The following is a 17,156-nucleotide window of genomic DNA, read 5'->3' as shown; positions in this document are numbered from 1 at the left end:
CCCTCAACGCCTTCGCCATCACCTTCGAAGGCCGCCTCACCCCGACCACCCGATAACCAATCAAGATCGAGTTACACCGTTAACTGGACAGACCCCCGAATGGGAGTACGCCGGAAAGGGCCACTCCCTCGGTGACGCACTCCTCGCCGCCGCGTTGACCGGCGTCCCTCTGACCGACCCCGGAGGGCAGCGATGAAAACGCTTGATCATCTCTGGACGGTGGACGAAGTAGCCGGCTACCTGGGAGTACCGGTGGCGACCCTCTACCAGTGGCGTCACCGCGGTACCGGTCCGGAGGGTCACAAGGTCGGCCGTCACGTCCGCTACCTGCCGGAAGACGTCGTGGCCTGGGTGCGGAGGCAGCCGTGACCGTCTACGACCGCTGGCACAAGATGGTGAAGCAGCCTGACGGCACCACGAAGAAGGTCCGCAGCTCCGAGTACGGCATCGGCGATCGGTGGCAGGTGCGCTGGCGCGACGAGTCCGGAAGCCAGCGCAAGAGGAACTTCGCCAAGAAGGCCGGCCAGGACGCGAACACCTGCGCGGAGGCGTTCGACGCGCAGATCACGAACGAGCTGAACCGCGGGACCTACATCGATCCGAACGCCGGAAAGATCACGGTCAGGGAGTACGGCGAGAACTGGCTTGAGGCTCAGACCTTCGACCGGTCGTCGTACGAGCTGGTGGAGATCCGTCTACGGCTGCACGTCTACCCCATCCTTGGGGAGAGAGAGCTGCGGGCCCTGCGTCCCAGCCTTCTTCAGGCGTGGTTGCGCGGTCTTCAGAAGAAGCTCGCCCCGAACTACGTCCGGACTGTCTTCGCCCATCTCTCCGCGCTTCTGAACGCCGCAGTGGATGACGGGGTGATCCCCAAGAACCCCTGTCATGCGGGATCGGTGAAGCCTCCGAGAGCGGAGTCCAAGAAGATCACGCCATGGTCGGTGGAGCAGGTGAAGGCCGTCGCCAGTGCTGTCACACGACGTTACGAGGTCATGGTCCAAGCGGCTGCGACGCTCGGACTCCGTCAAGGTGAAGCGTTCGGCCTGGCCGTCGACGACATCGACCTGACGGCTGGAGTCGTCCATGTACGGCGACAGGTCAAGATGCTGAACGGCCGTCAGATGCTCTTCGCCCCGCCCAAGGGCGGCAAGGTCCGCGACGTTCCCATACCGGAGAGCCTTGCCCTGCGCCTCTCCGATCACCAACTGGCCTTCCCGCCGATCGAGATCACGTTGCCCTGGCGGGCACCGGAAGGGCCGCCGCACTCGGCAGAACTGATCTTCACGACCAGGCTGCACAGCCTGATCAACCGGAACGAGTTCAACCGCTTCGTCTGGAAGCCAACCCTCATCAAGGCGGGCATCCCGACGACCCGCGAGAACGGCTTCCACATGCTCCGCCACCACTTCGCCTCGGTGCTCCTGGAGCGAGGCGTGTCCATCAAGGCCGTGGCCGACTTCCTCGGGCACGCCGACCCCGGGTTCACCCTGCGGACCTACACGCACCTAAGCCCTCCAGCGAAGACCGCATGAGGCAGGTCATCGAAGACGCGTGGGCGACGGACCGAAGTGCCCTGGATGTGCCCTGAGAGCCCCACAAAACGAGATCACCGCAGGTCAGAAGCCTGACAGCTCAGAACATCGAGATGTGCACGTGGTCGATGTGGTTGGCGGTGTTGCCGCCGCGGTTGGACATCATCCTCCAGCCGGCGCCGGTGCGGACGTCGTAGTAGCGCTGCTGCCAGATGATGTACATGACCCCGTACTTCTGGCCGTTGTCGATGGCCCACTGGGCGAGGCGGTTGCCGCGGTCCAGGGCGTCGGGGGTGGGGACGCGGCCACCGGTGCTCATCATGAAGTCGCAGGCCCGGCCGCTGCCGTGGTCGCCGGGGTCTCCCGGGCGCAGGCAGCCGTAGCCGTAGGGCATGGGGAAGTTCTGCAGCACCGTGTTGCGCATGGTGATCGTGCGGGGGGTCAGGCCGCCGCTGCCCGAGGGGGTCTGGAAGCCGTACTTGGCCAGCAGTCTCTCGATCCTGATCCGCTGGCTCTTGAGGTCGGCGATGTCCTTCTTGAGCTTGACGATCTTCGCGTCGGCGGCCTTCTCGGCGGCCCTGGCCTTCCTGATGAGCTCCTTGACCCGGTTGAGCTGGGTGGTACGGCGGCTGGCGAGGTAGGACATGGTCGCGGCCTGGCTCAGGGCCGAACCGGCGTCGCCCTGCAGGCTCAGCAGGGTGCCGTCGCCCAGGGCGGCGCCCATGTAGCTGGTCTGGGCGAAGCGGACGACGTCGGTCTCGGCGTCGGCCAGGGCCCGCTTGAGGCTCTTGGCGTTGGAGGTGGCCTTGCTGGCCTGGACGCGGGTCTCCTCCAGGCTCTGCACCTGGCCGCGGTAGTCCTTGTTGATCTGCGCGGCCTCCTTGGTGAGCTTCCTGAGCTCGACCTCGGGATTGGGCCGCGCGGCACGGCCGGGGGCGGCGTCGGCCGCGACCGGCACCAGGAGCAGCGCGGCGAGCATGGCGGCCAGCGCGACCGGACGGGTCGGCCTCACGCTTCGCTCACCTCCAGAGCCCCTCGCGGACGGAGCGAAACTATAGGAGACGATCTTGAAGCTCGCCACCGGAACGGAGGAAGTCGCACACCATTGACGAACTATCTACCACTTTAAGGTGATTTGGCCAAAATCAACGGAGATAACACGCTTCACTGGGGTTAATCCTCGCACAACGCGCCCCACCACGCCCACGGATCCGGCCTCCCACCTCTTGCCACCGGCGACAGAACATGATTCGGTCTGAAGGGGCCGGAGGCCTTGTGGCCTCCCTTCCGGCGGATGACACTTGTCCAAGCAAGCATTCGCTCAAATTTTGGCTCTGGCCCGCCCACCAGGAGGCAACACATCATGCGCCAGCACGACACGCTCTTCATCGGGGGCGACTGGGTGGCCCCCGCAGGGACCGGCACCATCGACGTCGTCTCCCCGCACACCGAGGAGATCATCGGTCGGGTGCCCGACGGCACGCCCGCCGACATGGACCGGGCGGTGGCCGCCGCCCGCCAGGCGTTCGACCACGGCCCGTGGCCCAGGATGACGATGGCCGAGCGCGCGGCCGTCGTCGGCAGGCTCGCCGAGCTCTACGCGGCCCGCCAGGGCGAGATGGCGGAGATCATCACCGAGGAGATGGGCTCGCCGATCACCTTCTCGCAGATGGCACAGGCCCCCCAGCCGCTCGGCATGCTCCAGTACTACGCCGAGCTCGGCGCGACCTTCCCCGTCGAGGAGGAGCGCCCCGGCACGTTCGGCACGGTGACCGTGCGGCGCGAGCCGGTGGGCGTGGTCGCCGCGGTGGTCCCGTGGAACGTGCCGCAGTTCGTCATCATGATCAAGCTGGCCCCCGCCCTGGTCGCGGGCTGCACGGTCGTGGTCAAGCCCGCCCCCGAGACCCCGCTCGACTCCTACCTGCTGGCCGAGATGATCAAGGAGGCCGGCGTCCCCGACGGGGTCGTCAACATCGTCGCGGCCGGGCGCGAGGCGGGCGAGCACCTGGTCTCCCACCCCGGGGTGGACAAGGTGGCCTTCACCGGCTCCACCGCCGCCGGGCGCCGCATCGCGTCGATCTGCGGCGAGCAGCTCAAGCGCTGCACCCTGGAGCTGGGCGGCAAGTCCGCGGCGATCATCCTCGACGACTGCGACCTGCCCTCGGCGATGGGCTTCCTGTCGATCGCCACGCTGATGAACAACGGCCAGGCCTGCGTCGCCCAGACCCGCATCCTGGCCTCGCGCGACCGCTACGACGAGGTCGTGGACGCGGTCGCGTCGATGGTGCGCGGCATGCAGGTCGGCGACCCGTCCGACCCGGCGACCGGCATCGGCCCGCTGGTGGCCAGGCGCCAGCAGGAGCGGGTCGAGGGCTACATCAGGATCGGCATCGACGAGGGCGCCAAGCCGGTCGTCGGCGGGCTGGACCGGCCGCACGACCGCGGCTGGTACGTGGCCCCGACCGTCTTCGCCGGCGCCACCAACGAGATGCGCATCGCCCGCGAGGAGATCTTCGGCCCGGTCCTGACGGTCATCCCGTACGAGGACGAGGCCGACGCGGTCCGTATCGCCAACGACAGCGACTACGGCCTGGCCGGGACGGTGTGGACCGCCGACACCCAGCGAGGCCTGGACATCGCCCGCCGGGTGCGCGCGGGCACCTACGGCGTCAACCTCTACATGATCGAGAACAGCTCGCCGTTCGGCGGCTTCAAGAGCAGCGGCCTGGGCCGCGAGCTGGGCCCCGAGGGGCTCGCCGCGTACCTGGAGTACAAGTCGATCGCCCACATGTGACGCCGGTCGCGGCACCTCACCTCCGGGGGCCGGGCCGGAGCGCCCCCGTCCCGGTCCCCGGAGCCGCCTCACGCCGCGGGGACACCGGCCGGACGGGCGATCCTGCACGCCCCCGCGACGCTGGGCGACCGTCCGGTCACACGAAGTATGCCCCATGACGATGGCCGAACACTGATTCCTGCCTGGCAGGCTTCCCCTGAGGGGTTTCATCCATCCGCTGTGGGTGGAGGTACTTTCACCCGGCGTGGTGGGAGATGACCGACAGTGTCTGCCGGGCGATCTCGTACTCCTCGTCCGTGGGGATCACCGCGACCTTCACCCGGGAGCCGTCGGGCGAGACGACGGTGTCGCCCCGCGCGTTGCGGGCCGGGTCCACGGCGATGCCCATTGCCTCCAGGCCCTCCAGGGCCCTCGCCCTGATCGGCGCGGAGTTCTCCCCGACGCCGCCGGTGAAGGCGATGACGTCGACCGTGCCCAGCACCGCGTAGTAGGCGCCGATGTACTTGCGGAGCCGGTGGCAGTAGACCGACACGGCCAGCTCGGCGTCCTCGTCCCCGGCCTCCACCCGCTCGGTCACGGAGCGCATGTCGTTGTCCCCGCACAGGCCGAGCATGCCGCTGCGCCGGTTGAGCAGCTCGTCGATCTCGTCGAGGGACATGCCCCCGGTGCGGGCCAGGTACAGGACGGCCGCCGGGTCCAGGTCGCCGCTGCGGGTGCCCATCACCAGCCCCTCCAGCGGCGTCATCCCCATGGAGGTGTCCACGCACCGCCCGGCCGAGACCGCCGAGGCGCTGGCGCCGTTGCCCAGGTGCAGCACGATCACGCGCGCGTCCGGGTCACCCGCCAGGCGCGTGGCCTCGCGGGAGACGTACGCGTGCGAGGTCCCGTGGAAGCCGTAGCGCCGCACGCCCAGCCGCCCGGCCAGCTCGCGGTCGATCGCGTACGTCGAGGCGGCCGGGGGGATCGTCGCGTGGAAGGCGGTGTCGAAGACCGCGACCTGCGGCAGGTCGGGGCGCAGGCGCCGGGTGACCTCGATGCCGGCCAGGTTGGCCGGGTTGTGCAGGGGGGCGAGCGGGACGAGCTCCCGGATCCCGGCGACCACCTCGTCGGTGATCGGGGTGGGTTCGGTGAAGGCCGTGCCGCCGTGCACCACCCGGTGCCCGATCGCGGCCAGCTCCGGGGAGTCGAGCCCCAGCCCCTCGCCGGCGAGCCGGTCGGCGACGCTCTCCAGGGCCGCCCGGTGGTCGGGCACCGGCGAGCCGTCCTCGCCGATTCGCTCCACCGTCCCGGACGCCAGCCGCTCGGTGCCCTGAAGGAGCCGGTACTTCACCGAGGACGAGCCCGAGTTGAGGACCAGCACCCGCCCGGGACCGCCCTCCCGTTCCCGGCCGCCGCCGTCCCCGCCGTCGTGGCCGGTACGGTCCCGCCCGTCGCGCTCCTCGCCGGTACGGTCCTCGCCGGTGCGCTCCCGGCCCGCGTGATCGCTCATGGGGTGACCTCCTGTGCCTGGACGGCGGTGATGGCGACGGTGCTCACGATGTCGGTGACCAGGGCGCCGCGCGACAGGTCGTTGACCGGCCTGCGCAGGCCCTGCAGCACGGGGCCGACGGCCACCGCCCCGGCCGAGCGCTGCACGGCCTTGTAGGTGTTGTTGCCGGTGTTCAGGTCCGGGAAGATCAGCACGGTCGCCTTTCCGGCGACCCGCGAGCCGGGCAGCTTCGCGGCGGCCACCCGGGCGTCCACCGCGGCGTCGTACTGGATGGGCCCCTCGACCAGCAGGTCCGGCGCGCGCTCGGCGACCAGGGCGGTGGCGGCGCGGACCTTGTCGACCTCGGCGCCCCTGCCGGACTCGCCGGTGGAGTACGACAGCATCGCGATCGCGGGCTCGACGCCGAAGCGCCTGGCCGTGCGGGCCGAGGAGATCGCGATGTCGGCCAGCTGCTCGGCGTCCGGATCGGGGTTGATCGCGCAGTCGCCGTAGACGAGCACCCGGTCGGCCAGGCACATGAAGAACACCGAGGAGACGATCGAGGTGTCCGGGACCGTCCTGATGATCTGGAAGGCGGGCAGGATCGTGGCGGCCGTGGTGTGCGCGGCCCCGGAGACCATGCCGTGCACCAGGCCCCGGTGCAGCATCATCGTGCCGAAGAAGTTCACGTCGGCGACCACGTCCATGGCCCGCTCGGGGGTGACGCCCTTGTGCGCGCGCAGCTCGGCGTACTCGCGGGCGAACGACTCCCGCAGCGGGGAGGTCATCGGGTCGGCGACGGTCACGCCCGACAGGTCCAGGCCGAGGTCGCCGATCCGCCGCCGCACCACGTCCTCGCGGCCCAGCAGGGTGATGTCGACGATGCCGCGCCGCAGCAGGATGTCCGCGGCCCGCAGGATGCGGTCCTCCTCGCCCTCGGGCAGCACGATGTGCCGCCGGTCGGCACGGGCCCGCTCCAGCAGCGTGTGCTCGAACATCATCGGGGTGACCCGTTGCGAACGGGTCAGCTCGATCCGGTCGGCCAGGGCCGCGGCGTCCACGTGGGCCTCGAAGTGCCCCAGGGCGGTCTCGATCTTTCGGGGGTTGTCGGCGGTCAGCCGTCCCTCCAGCCCGGCCAGGGTGGTCGCGACCGTGAAGCTGTCCGCCTCGGCCGCGAGCACGGGCACGCCGGGCGCCAGGCGGGCCGTGAGGGCCCGTACCGCCTCGGTGGGCCTCTCCCCCACCGTGAGGACCACCCCGGCCGGTCGCGCCGTCCCGGCCGCCTCCACGGCCAGCGAGGCCAGCAGCAGGTCGGCGCGGTCACCCGGGGTGATCACCAGCGCGCCGTCGGTCAGATGCTCCAGGAAGACCGGCAGGGTGGCCCCGCCGAAGACGAAGCCGAGCACGTCGCGCAGCAGCCCGTCCTCGTCGCCCTGGATCGTCTCCGCGTCCACGGCCTGCGCGACCTGCCCGACGGTCGGCGCCGAGAGCGAGGGGCGCTCGGGGATCGTGTAGCAGGGCACCGGAAGGTCGCACTCGATGACCGTGCCCTCGGGCACCCGGTTGGCGATCACCGCCAGCACCGTGCAGCCGAGGTCGGAGAAGACCTGGTGGCCGGTGCGCATCTCGGTGGCGATCCCCTCGGCGCCGTCGCCGTGCGCGCCCACCACCACGATCACCGGGGCGCCGAACTCGGCGGCCAGCCGGGCGTTGAAGGCCAGCTCGCGCGGGAGGTCGTCGGTGTCGAAGGAGCTGCCCAGCACCAACAGCGCGTCGCACTCGCGGTCCAGGGTGTGGAACCGGGCGACCAGGGCGCCGATGAGCTCCTCGGCGCCCTTCTCGGCGTAGATCTCCGCGGCCTCCTCGGCGGTCACCCCGGTCGCGGAGGCCGCGAGACGGTACCGGCTCCGGAGCAGCTCCAGGGTGCGGTCCTCGCCGCCCCCGGTGATCGGGCGGAACACCCCGATGCGGTCGGCCCGCCGGGTGAGCAGCTCCATCAGGCCGAGGTCGACGATCTGCCGGCCGTCCCCCCGCCCCAGACCCGCCACGTAGATGCTCCGCATGAACCCTCTCCTTCGCGCGCCGTCACGCCCCGCCCCGCCGTTCGTCAAGAGGAGTAAACACCGTCCTGGGGACGGGACCGGGCGGCGGCCCAGGCGCCGATGCGGCGGACCAGATCGGGGGTCGCCGCGCTCTCGGCGTGACCGTACCCGGGCTCGATCCACAGCTGCGCGGTCCCGCCCGCGGCGTCGTGGAGCTGGTGGGCGTGCTCCAGCGGGAAGAACCCGTCCGCGTCGCCGTGCACGATGAGCAGCGGCACCGGCGAGATCTTCGCGACCGCCTCGTACGGCGCCAGCGGCAGCGGGTCCCACACCCCCTTCATGATCCGGGTGCGCTTGCCCAGCCGCGCGGCCAGCCGCCCCACCGGTCGTTCGATCACCCAGTGCACCTGGCGCATCGGCCGGGTCCCCCGGTAGTACCACCGCGCGGGCGCGCTGACCGACACCACCGCGTCCACCCCGCCGACGATCCCGGCGTGCCGCAGGGCCACCGCCCCGCCCATGGAGAACCCGACCGTGGCCACCCTGCGGTACCCGATGGTCCTGGCGTGCCGCACCGCCGCCTCCACGTCCCAGATCTCCAGGTCGCCCACGGTGGACCTGCCCGCCGAGCGGCCGTGCCCTCGGAAGTCGAAGGCCACCACCCCGCCGAACCCGCTGAGCACGTGGGCGATCCGGCGGTTGGAGCGCTCCCTGAGCGAGCCGGTGAAGCCGTGGGCGAGCACGATCCCGAGATCGTCCGCCCCGCGCGAGGGGGTGTGCGCGGCGTCGATCCGCAGGTCGTCGCGGGTTCTGAGCGTCACCGGGAAGGAGGGCGCGAGTGGCATGCGTCCGAGCTTAGGAGAGATACGGCCCGGGGGATTCACGGCTCCCCCGGGGTGAAAAAGGGCTGTCCGGAGGGTGAAAAAGGGGACGAGGAGGGTGAATTGGCGCACTTCATGTCCCGAAGACGTGAGAGCGATTGTCCGGATCAACTAAAATGAGAGGGCCGCACGGTCCGCGGCCAGCCTCCACGATCACAGAGTGAGACTCCATCATGCCTTTGAACAGCCGCGACGACCTGCGGAACATCGCGATCATCGCGCACGTCGACCACGGCAAGACCACTCTCGTGGATGCCATGCTCTGGCAGTCCGGCGCGTTCCGTGTCAACCAGGACGTTGACGACCGTGTCATGGACTCCAACGACCTCGAGCGCGAGAAGGGCATCACCATTCTCGCGAAGAACACCGCCGTCAAGCACGGCGGCATGACGCTCAACATCATCGACACCCCCGGTCACGCCGACTTCGGCGGCGAGGTCGAGCGCGGCCTGTCCATGGTCGACGGCGTGGTGCTGCTCGTCGACGCCTCCGAGGGCCCGCTCCCGCAGACGCGGTTCGTGCTCCGCAAGGCGTTCGCCGCGAAGATGCCGGTCATCCTCTGCATCAACAAGGTCGACCGCCCCGACGCCCGGATCAAGGAGGTCGTGGACGAGGTCTACGAGCTCTTCATCGACCTGGACGCCACCGAGGAGCAGATCGACTTCCCGATCGTCTACGCCTCGGCCAAGGCCGGCCGCGCCTCGATCAACCGCCCCGACGACGGCGGCATGCCGGACTCGGAAGACCTGGAGCCCCTGTTCGAGGTCATCAAGAACACGATCCCGGCTCCGGTGTACGACCCGGAGGCCCCGTTCCAGGCGCACGTCACCAACCTGGACGCCTCGTCCTACCTGGGCCGGATCGCGCTCTGCCGCATCCACCAGGGCACCATCAAGAAGGGCCAGCAGGTCGCCTGGTGCCGCACCGACGGCTCCATCCAGAGGGTGAAGATCACCGAGCTGCTGATGACCGACGCGCTGGAGCGCAAGCCCGCCGAGGAGGCGGGCCCCGGTGACATCATCGCGATCGCCGGCATCCCGGAGATCATGATCGGCGAGACCCTCGCCGACCCCGAGGACCCGCGCCCGCTGCCCCTGATCACGGTCGACGAGCCCGCGATCTCCATGACCGTCGGCACCAACACCTCGCCGCTGGTCGGCCGGGTCAAGGGCTCCAAGGTCACCGCCCGCATGGTCAAGGACCGGCTCGACAAGGAGCTCGTCGGCAACGTGTCGCTGCGGGTCCTGCCGACCGACCGTCCCGACGCCTGGGAGGTCCAGGGCCGTGGCGAGCTGGCGCTGGCCATCCTGGTCGAGCAGATGCGCCGCGAGGGGTACGAGCTGACCGTCGGCAAGCCGCAGGTGGTCACCAAGGTCATCGACGGCAAGGTGCACGAGCCCGTCGAGCGGGTGACCATCGACTGCCCCGAGGAGTACCTGGGCGCGATCACCCAGCTGCTGGCCGTCCGCAAGGGCCGCATGGAGCACATGACCAACCACGGCACCGGCTGGATCCGGATGGAGTTCGTGGTCCCGGCCCGGGGCCTGATCGGCTTCCGTACCGAGTTCCTCACCGAGACCCGCGGCACCGGCATCGTCAACCACGTCTTCGAGGACTACGAGCCCTGGTTCGGCGAGCTGCGCACCCGTAACAACGGCTCGCTGGTGGCCGACCGGCCGGGCCCGGTGACCCCGTTCGCCATGCTGAACCTGCAGGAGCGCGGCGTCCTGTTCGTCCAGCCGACCACCGAGGTGTACGAGGGCATGATCGTCGGCGAGAACTCCCGCGCCGACGACATGGATGTGAACATCACCAAGGAGAAGAAGCTCACGAACATGCGCTCCTCGACGAGCGACACGACGGAGACGCTGATCCCGCCGCGTCAGCTCTCGCTGGAGCAGGCGCTGGAGTTCATCCGCGAGGACGAGTGCGTGGAGATCACCCCGGAGAACGTCCGCATCCGCAAGGTCGTCCTGGACGCCACGACCCGCGCCCGGACCACCGCCCGCGCCAAGCGGTCCAACTAACCGCGCGGATCGGCCTCTCGCACGACGCCACGGCGCCGTCCCCTCCGGGGCGGCGCCTTCGCCGTCCCGCCCTCCCGTTGCCGATGTATACCCCGGTCACCGGGACGGTGGGCCCGCCGTCTGATACTCATGGGAGGAGAACCGTCGCGGTTCCTCGGCGCCGCGGAGGGGCGACGGGGTCACGGGGATCGGGGGATCTCATGTTCCATCCTGCACGTCATCTGGTACTGGCCGTCGCGCTCGGCGCGGGTACGGCCACCTCGGCATCGGCCGGCACCGTGCCGCCGGGCGCCGTCCCGCCGGGCACGGCCGCACCGCCGGCCGCCGTCTCGGCCGCCGGCTTCGTGGGCATCGCCCCGGCCGCCGTCTCGGCCGTCGGCTCGGCGGGAACCGTCCCGGCCGCCGTCCCGGGAACGGTCGCCGTCCCGGGAACGGTCGCCGTCCGGGGGTCGCGATCGCCCGCGCCGCCCGTCGCGCCGGAGTCTCCGTCCCCCTCCGGGACGGCGGGCTCCCCGCGAGCCGGGGCGGCGGGCGCGGAGGTCAAGGGGGTGAAGGGCGAGACGCTCGGCGAGCTGGTCGTGGAGGAGATGGCGCCGGGCAGGACCAGGCTCACGTTCACCGTCAAGGGGCTGACCCCCGGCTACCACGGCTTCCACGTGCACACGAAGGGCATCTGCGACGCCGCGTCCAAGGACCCGGCGACCGGCAGCCCCTTCTTCAGCGCGGGCCCGCACTTCAGTCTCCGCCCCGGCGACCACCCGAGCCACTCGGGCGACCTGCCCGACCTGCTGGTCGGCCGGGACGGCGAGGGCGGGACGATCGTCATGACCGACCGCTTCACGGTGGCCCAGCTGCTCGACGGCGACGGCAGCGCCATCGTCGTGCACGCCCTGGCCGACAACCAGGCCAACGTCCCCGAACGCTACGCCGAGGAGGGGGTGGACGAGACCACCCGCGCGACCGGCGACTCGGGCGGCCGCGTCGCCTGCGGGGTGATCACCAGGCGCTGACGGCGCCTCACCGGGACGGGAACGGACGGGAACCCCCGTGTCCGCGAGGGAACGGGGGTTCCCGCCGAGGTGCAACGGCCGGGATGGAACGCGGGGTGAAAGGCCGGGGTGGAACGGCCGGGGTGGAGCGACCGTCACGGCCGGGGCTCATCTGACGTTCGGGCCGCGCCAGCTGAACGTCAGCACGCTCAGCAGCAGGCCGGCCACGCACCAGGCGCCGAGCACCAGGGCGACCCGGCCGAGTTCCCAGCTTCCCGCCGGCTCGACGCGTGCGAACGCCTCCGGCAGGAAGACCGAGCGCAGGCCCTGGGTCATCCACTTCAGCGGGAAGAGCGCGGCGGTGTTCTGCATCCAGAGCGGGAGCTGGTTGAAGGGGAAGAAGACCCCGGAGATGAACTGCAGCACCAGGAACGGCGGCGTCACGATGGCCGAGGCCGAGCGGCTGTTGGGGATGAGCGCGGTGAAGGCGATCGCCAGCAGCGAGCAGGCCACCGCGCCCAGGAAGAGCACCCAGAGCAGGGTGAGCCAGGCGCCGGCGGTGGCGGGCAGCGGGAGCCCGAAGAGCGCCAGCGCGACCCCGAGCAGGATCACCGTCTCGATGACGCCGGTCACCGCGACGCGGACGATCTTCCCGATGAAGTACGCGGACTTGGGCATCGGCGAGCAGGCCAGCCTGCGGATCATCCCGGTGTCCCGCTCGATGGCGATGTTGATGGCCAGCCCGGTGAAGCTGACGCTCATCACGCCGCTGGCGATGATCCCGGCGATGAACACCTGCTTGAAGTCGACCGTCGTCCCCTCCACCGTCCCGGAGAAGATCGACCCCAGCACGACCAGCAGCAGGATCGGCAGGGCGAGCGTGAAGATCAGGGACTGCCGGTTGCGGAAGAACGACGCGAGCTCGACCTTCGACCGCGCGACCGACGCGCGCCAGAGCCCGGGACGCGCGGAGCCCGCGGAGCCCGCGGTCGCCGGAGGTGCCACGGTCGCCGGGGGTTCCGTGCTCGCCGGGGGTTCTGTGGCCGCCGGGGACGTCGGGGACGCCGGGGACGCGGCCCTCCCCGCGGCGACGCCGGTGACATGCTGTTCGGTCGTCATCGGGCACCCTCTCCCCGGTCCTTGATGAGCTGGAGGTAGACCTCTTCGAGCGTCGGCCGGTGGATGCGCAGCCCGTCGAGTTCCCGTACGCCCGCCGCGTGCGCCCAGGGCAGCAGCGCGGCCAGGGTCTCCGTCGGCCGGTGGGTGTGCACCGTGACCTGCCCGGCCTCCAGGTGCGCCCGCGAGTCCGGGGGCAGCGGGGGCAGCGGGAGGCCGTCGAGCGGGCCCGTGGCGGCGAAGCCGATCACCGAGCGGTCCGTCTTCCTGCCGCCCAGCTCCGAGATCGGCCCGGCCTCCACGATCCTCCCGGCGACGATGATCGCGGCGCGCTGCGCGAGCGCCTCCACCTCGTCCAGGTAGTGCGTGGTCAGGACGGTGGTCTTGCCACGGTCGGTGAAGTTCCGTACCAGGTCCCACGCCTCCCGCCTCGCGACCGGGTCGAGCCCGGTGGTCGGCTCGTCGAGGAAGACGAGGTCGGGGTCGCCGACCACCCCCACGGCCACGTCCAGCCTGCGCAGCTGGCCGCCGGAGAGCTGCTGTGCCTGCCTGCGCCGCTGGGGCGTCAGCCCCACCATGTCGATGACCTCGTCGGGCGGGAGCGGCGCCGGGTAGAAGGCGGCGAAGTGCTCGACCACCTCGCGTACGGTGAGGTCGAGGTAGGCGCCGGTCGTCTGCGGCACCACCCCGATCCGCGCCCGCCAGGAGGGGTCGTCCTCGGCCGGGTCGCGCCCCAGCACGCGGACGTCGCCGCCGGTCCTGCGGCGTACCCCCTCCAGGATCTCGACCGTGGTCGTCTTGCCCGCGCCGTTCGGGCCCAGCAGCGCGAAGACCTCGCCGGAACGTACCTCGAAATCGATTTTGTCTATGACGACCGTCGAACCGTAACTCTTCTCCAGCGACCGCACATGAATGGGGCCGTCAGCCTCGGCAGCGGACATGGTCTACCCCTCGAACTCGACGCGCCTCCGGCGCGCCGTCAGGATCGGAAATGCAGGATTCGCCATCGTCGACCTCATCGGCGTCACTCCCATGGACCTTCTTCTTTCACCCGGCGTCCCGTGAGTCGCCCCCGCCGATCCGCCCGCCGGCCGGGGCGGGCCTGCGGACGGGTGGGCCGGAGGAACGGACCGGACGGGCCGGTGCGGGTCAGTAGCGGGGCCTGCGGCTGAGGGCCACCCCCGCCACCAGGAACAGGGCCCCGATCACCCCGGCGACCAGCGCCGCGGTGCTGTTGGCGGGGGTGGCGCTGGCCTGCATGACGGCGGTGACGACGCCCATCACCCCGCTGATGTAGCAGAAGATCGTGATGAAGATCTTGACGTTGGTGTTCATGTGCTTCCTTCGGTGGGGGGGCGCCCTGCGGGGAGGGGGCCGGGAGCGGTGCCGGCTGCGGTGAAGCCCAGGAGCATCACCCAGGCGTCCGGGTCTGACCGGAACCTGTTCCAGCGATCGGCGGCGAGAGCCACCTCCTGAAAGGACAGCACACCGGAGGCCAGGAGCGGCTGGAGCCGTCCCGGGCCGAGGTGGGGGGCGAAATCGTCCGTTGGCCGGGTGTCGTTGGTGGTGGCGAAAGGCCGGATGGAGACCTCGGTGAAACCCGCGCCGCGGAGCAGGCGGGTGAGACGGCGGCCGATCGCCCGGTCGCCACCGGCGGCCTGCTGGGCCGCCGCGATCTTGGCGTGGACGCCGGCCAGCTCCGGGTGGACCGGGTCGGCCAGCCCCCAGCAGGAGGCGTCCACCTCGGTGATCAGGACGCGGCCCCCCGGGCGGAGGATCCTGCGGGCCTCGGCCAGGGCCGGGGCGGGGTCGGACAGGTGCTGCAGGACGTACCTGAGCAGTACGTATCCCGCGCTCCCCGTCTCCAGGGGAAGGTCGGCGGCGTCGGCGACGATCAGCTCCGCGCCCGCACCCTCGGCGTGGGCGAGCAGTCCGGGGTCGATGTCCACCGCGATCAGCGACAGGTCGGGCATGGCCCGCCGCAGCCGCCTGGTGATCGCGCCCGAGCCCGCGCCGACCTCGACCAGCGGCCCCTTGGACGAGGTCAGGCCCAGCTCGCGGAGCAGGCACAGCTCCTCCTCGAAGGAGAGCTCGGCCTGCGCCTCCAGCCGCGCCAGCTCTCCGGCCAGCCCGCCCGCGGTGGTGGCGGAGGGATCGTACGAGCCCGCGTCCGGTCTCGGAGCGCCGACAGGAGCGGCGGGAGGAGCAGCGAGAGGAGCAGCGGGAGGAGCAGCGGGAGGAGCGGTGGGAGGAGCAGCGGGAGGAGCGGTGGAGGGCACGGCAGGAGGAGCGGTGGAGGGAGTGGCGGCGGTCGCCGGGGTGTCGATGCTCATCGAAGGCTCACCACCATGCGCATGCCGTACTTGGGGCGCAGCGTCACCAGGGCCTCCGGCTCCACCGGGAAACCGGGTTCCAGCTCCAGCCGTACCGACTGCGAGACCGTCGCCAGGACCAGCGTCGCCTCGATGAGCGCCAGGTGCTGGCCGATACAGACGCGCTCGCCGCCGCCGAACGGCAGGTACAGGTGGCTGGGCAGGTCGGCGTCGTCGAAACGGTCCGGTACGTACTCGTCGGGGCGGTCCCAGTAGCCGGGGTGGCGGTGCAGCACCCACTGGCTGACGCAGACCAGCGCGCCGGGCGGCACGTGGTGGCCGTCGATCTCGTCGGGCCCGGTGGCCCGGCGCGAGATCAGCCAGACCGGCGGGTAGAGCCGCATCGCCTCCTGCACGGCCCGCCGGCAGAGCGGCAGGTCGGGCAGGTCCGCGGCCGTCGGCGGACGGCCGCCCAGGACCCGGTCGACCTCGGCGCGGATCCGCTCCGCCTCCTCGGGATGACGGTCGAGCAGGTAGAAGGTCCAGGTCAGGGACTTGGCGGTGGTCTCGTGGCCCGCCATGATCAGGGTCAGCACCTGGTCGCGCAGGTCGGTGTCGCCGAGGGCGCCGAGCATGCTGTCGAGCAGGGTGCCGGTGGCGTGCGGGCAGGAGCGGCGGGAGGCGATGACGGTGCGGGTGACCATGTCCAGCAGGGCGCGGGCACGTACGTACCCCTGACGCCGGTCCGCGGTGTCCGCCGGGTCGGGGTCGGGGTCGGGGACGTAGTGGCCGATGTAGCGGTTGACCGCGTCCACCGCGCGGCCGAACCCGTCGCCGGCCGCGCCCAGGTCCACGTCGAGCACCGCGCGGGTCAGGATCGACAGGGTCAGCGAGGTCAGCTGGTGGTCGATCGGCTGGGACACGCCCGCCCCGGCGGCGCGCCAGCGCGCCAGCAGGGCCTCGGTCTCCTCGACGATGATCCCGTCGAAGGAGGCGACCTCGCTGCGCCGGAAGGCCGGTGCGCACAACCTGCGCTGCCGCGCCCATTCCTCACCGTCGCTGGTGAGCAGGCCGTTGCCGAGCAGCGGGCGCAGCATGTGGTCGTCGGGCGTGTTCTCCTTCGTGTAGTTCGCCACGTTCTCCTTGAGGACGTACCGGGCGAGGTCCGGGCGGTGCAGCATGAACACGGTCTCGCCGTTCGCGTCGTGCACGGTGACGTCCCCGTGGTCGCGCGCCAGGCCGGTGACGAACCCCAGGGGGTCGTCACGCATGCGTTCCATGTCCACCGGGCCCGGCGGACCGGGGGGTGCTTTCGTGCTGACGGTCGTCACCGACACCTCCGGATGGCGTACGTAAGTATCTTTAATACGTATTCACGGGTGCCGGATATACGTATTGCTCGTCATTGATGGGCCGATCCCGACTATGGGATGCTTGCAATGTAACACCGCATTGACGAAGGTATCAATACTTACATTAATGGCGTAGAATTAAGTCTTGGTATGCGGCGCAGGTCATGCAACAGTTCAATCAGTCGCCGACACGGAGAGCGCCGGCGAAAAACAAAGGAGAATGGCATGGCACTTGCGCAGCAGGAGCGAGCGGAATTCATCAACTCCTACACCCGCACCCTGATCAACGCGTGGTCCGACGAGAGCTACTCCGCCAGGCTGAGCGCGAACCCGCGTGAGGCGCTGGCCGAGTCCGGGCTGACGATCCCCTCGGGCAGCGAGGTCGTCATCGTGCGCCACATCCCCGACGGGCACGAGGAGGGCAACATGGACGTCCAGGTCGCCCTCTGGGAGAAGGGCATGGAGAGCGGGGTCTTCGAGCTTCACATCCCGGAGACCCCGGTGGTCGACGCGACCGAGCTGAGCGAGGGCGACCTGGCCGCCGTCACGGCCGGCACGCAGCTGCCCTCCGACTCCTGCTACTACTGCTGCTGCCCCTGCTGCTGCTGCACCTGATCCCCGGCATCCCCGACATCCCCGATAT

Annotated in this window: 15 protein-coding genes; 6 read left to right on the top strand and 9 right to left on the bottom strand. The window is 70.7% G+C overall.

Annotated elements, in window-relative coordinates:
• The first annotated feature begins 219 nt into the window (after positions 1–219).
• The gene (locus ACZ6RT_RS07880; RefSeq protein WP_470152602.1) at positions 220–369 is read left to right on the top strand and encodes a helix-turn-helix transcriptional regulator; all 150 of its coding nucleotides are present in this window, start codon (positions 220–222) and stop codon (positions 367–369) included.
• Positions 366–1,532 carry a tyrosine-type recombinase/integrase gene (locus tag ACZ6RT_RS07875; RefSeq protein WP_470152601.1) on the top strand — a complete coding sequence of 389 codons (1,167 nt, stop codon included), beginning with the start codon at positions 366–368 and terminating at the stop codon, positions 1,530–1,532. Before ACZ6RT_RS07880 ends, ACZ6RT_RS07875 begins: the two co-directional genes overlap by 4 nt.
• Before the next feature lie 100 nt (positions 1,533–1,632).
• Here ACZ6RT_RS07875 and ACZ6RT_RS07870 read toward each other — a convergent pair whose 3' ends face one another.
• Positions 1,633–2,544 carry a coiled-coil domain-containing protein gene (locus ACZ6RT_RS07870; RefSeq protein WP_470152600.1) on the bottom strand — a complete coding sequence of 304 codons (912 nt, stop codon included), beginning with the start codon at positions 2,542–2,544 and terminating at the stop codon, positions 1,633–1,635.
• Between the two features lie 351 nt (positions 2,545–2,895).
• On the opposite strand from ACZ6RT_RS07870, the gene ACZ6RT_RS07865 reads away from it, so the two are divergent.
• A complete protein-coding gene (locus ACZ6RT_RS07865) occupies positions 2,896–4,326 on the top strand; it encodes an aldehyde dehydrogenase (protein ID WP_470152599.1) in 1,431 nt (476 codons plus the stop codon).
• A 235-nt stretch (positions 4,327–4,561) separates the two neighbouring features.
• Here ACZ6RT_RS07865 and ACZ6RT_RS07860 read toward each other — a convergent pair whose 3' ends face one another.
• From ACZ6RT_RS07860 to ACZ6RT_RS07850, 3 genes are read right to left on the bottom strand one after another with little or no spacing between them, the layout of a single operon-like run.
• A complete protein-coding gene (locus ACZ6RT_RS07860; protein WP_470152598.1) occupies positions 4,562–5,815 on the bottom strand; it encodes an acetate/propionate family kinase in 1,254 nt (417 codons plus the stop codon).
• Positions 5,812–7,857 (bottom strand): phosphate acetyltransferase, encoded by a 2,046-nt coding sequence (pta, locus tag ACZ6RT_RS07855; RefSeq protein ID WP_399186419.1) that lies wholly within the window; start codon positions 7,855–7,857, stop codon positions 5,812–5,814. The genes ACZ6RT_RS07860 and pta overlap by 4 nt, the downstream gene beginning before the upstream one ends.
• Before the next feature lie 44 nt (positions 7,858–7,901).
• Positions 7,902–8,681 carry an alpha/beta hydrolase gene (locus tag ACZ6RT_RS07850; protein ID WP_470152597.1) on the bottom strand — a complete coding sequence of 260 codons (780 nt, stop codon included), beginning with the start codon at positions 8,679–8,681 and terminating at the stop codon, positions 7,902–7,904.
• 209 nt (positions 8,682–8,890) lie between these two features.
• Between ACZ6RT_RS07850 and typA the strand changes: the two genes are divergently transcribed.
• Both typA and ACZ6RT_RS07840 read left to right on the top strand, forming a co-directional pair.
• Positions 8,891–10,744, top strand: coding sequence for a translational GTPase TypA (gene typA, locus ACZ6RT_RS07845; protein ID WP_399186421.1), 1,854 nt, complete (start codon positions 8,891–8,893; stop codon positions 10,742–10,744).
• Positions 10,745–10,944: 200 nt separating this feature from the next.
• On the top strand, positions 10,945–11,754 hold the full coding sequence (locus tag ACZ6RT_RS07840) for a superoxide dismutase family protein (RefSeq protein WP_470152596.1): 810 nt from the start codon (positions 10,945–10,947) through the stop codon (positions 11,752–11,754).
• A 147-nt stretch (positions 11,755–11,901) separates the two neighbouring features.
• Here ACZ6RT_RS07840 and ACZ6RT_RS07835 read toward each other — a convergent pair whose 3' ends face one another.
• From ACZ6RT_RS07835 to ACZ6RT_RS07815, 5 genes are all read right to left on the bottom strand, one after another.
• On the bottom strand, positions 11,902–12,852 hold the full coding sequence (locus tag ACZ6RT_RS07835; protein ID WP_470152595.1) for an ABC transporter permease: 951 nt from the start codon (positions 12,850–12,852) through the stop codon (positions 11,902–11,904).
• On the bottom strand, positions 12,849–13,790 hold the full coding sequence (locus ACZ6RT_RS07830; protein WP_399186424.1) for an ABC transporter ATP-binding protein: 942 nt from the start codon (positions 13,788–13,790) through the stop codon (positions 12,849–12,851). Before ACZ6RT_RS07830 ends, ACZ6RT_RS07835 begins: the two co-directional genes overlap by 4 nt.
• 208 nt (positions 13,791–13,998) lie before the next feature.
• On the bottom strand, positions 13,999–14,184 hold the full coding sequence (locus ACZ6RT_RS07825; protein ID WP_399186425.1) for a hypothetical protein: 186 nt from the start codon (positions 14,182–14,184) through the stop codon (positions 13,999–14,001).
• On the bottom strand, positions 14,181–15,182 hold the full coding sequence (locus ACZ6RT_RS07820; RefSeq protein ID WP_470152594.1) for a class I SAM-dependent methyltransferase: 1,002 nt from the start codon (positions 15,180–15,182) through the stop codon (positions 14,181–14,183). Before ACZ6RT_RS07820 ends, ACZ6RT_RS07825 begins: the two co-directional genes overlap by 4 nt.
• The gene (locus tag ACZ6RT_RS07815; RefSeq protein ID WP_470152593.1) at positions 15,179–16,432 is read right to left on the bottom strand and encodes a cytochrome P450; all 1,254 of its coding nucleotides are present in this window, start codon (positions 16,430–16,432) and stop codon (positions 15,179–15,181) included. The genes ACZ6RT_RS07820 and ACZ6RT_RS07815 overlap by 4 nt, the downstream gene beginning before the upstream one ends.
• Positions 16,433–16,738: 306 nt before the next feature.
• On the opposite strand from ACZ6RT_RS07815, the gene ACZ6RT_RS07810 reads away from it, so the two are divergent.
• Positions 16,739–17,128: a hypothetical protein gene (locus ACZ6RT_RS07810; protein WP_399186428.1), complete on the top strand. Its 390-nt coding sequence runs from the start codon at positions 16,739–16,741 to the stop codon at positions 17,126–17,128.
• Positions 17,129–17,156: the final 28 nt, after the last annotated feature.

Source organism: Streptosporangium sp. NPDC050148, assembly GCF_055586505.1.
This window is presented reverse-complemented; position numbering and strand designations above follow the sequence as displayed.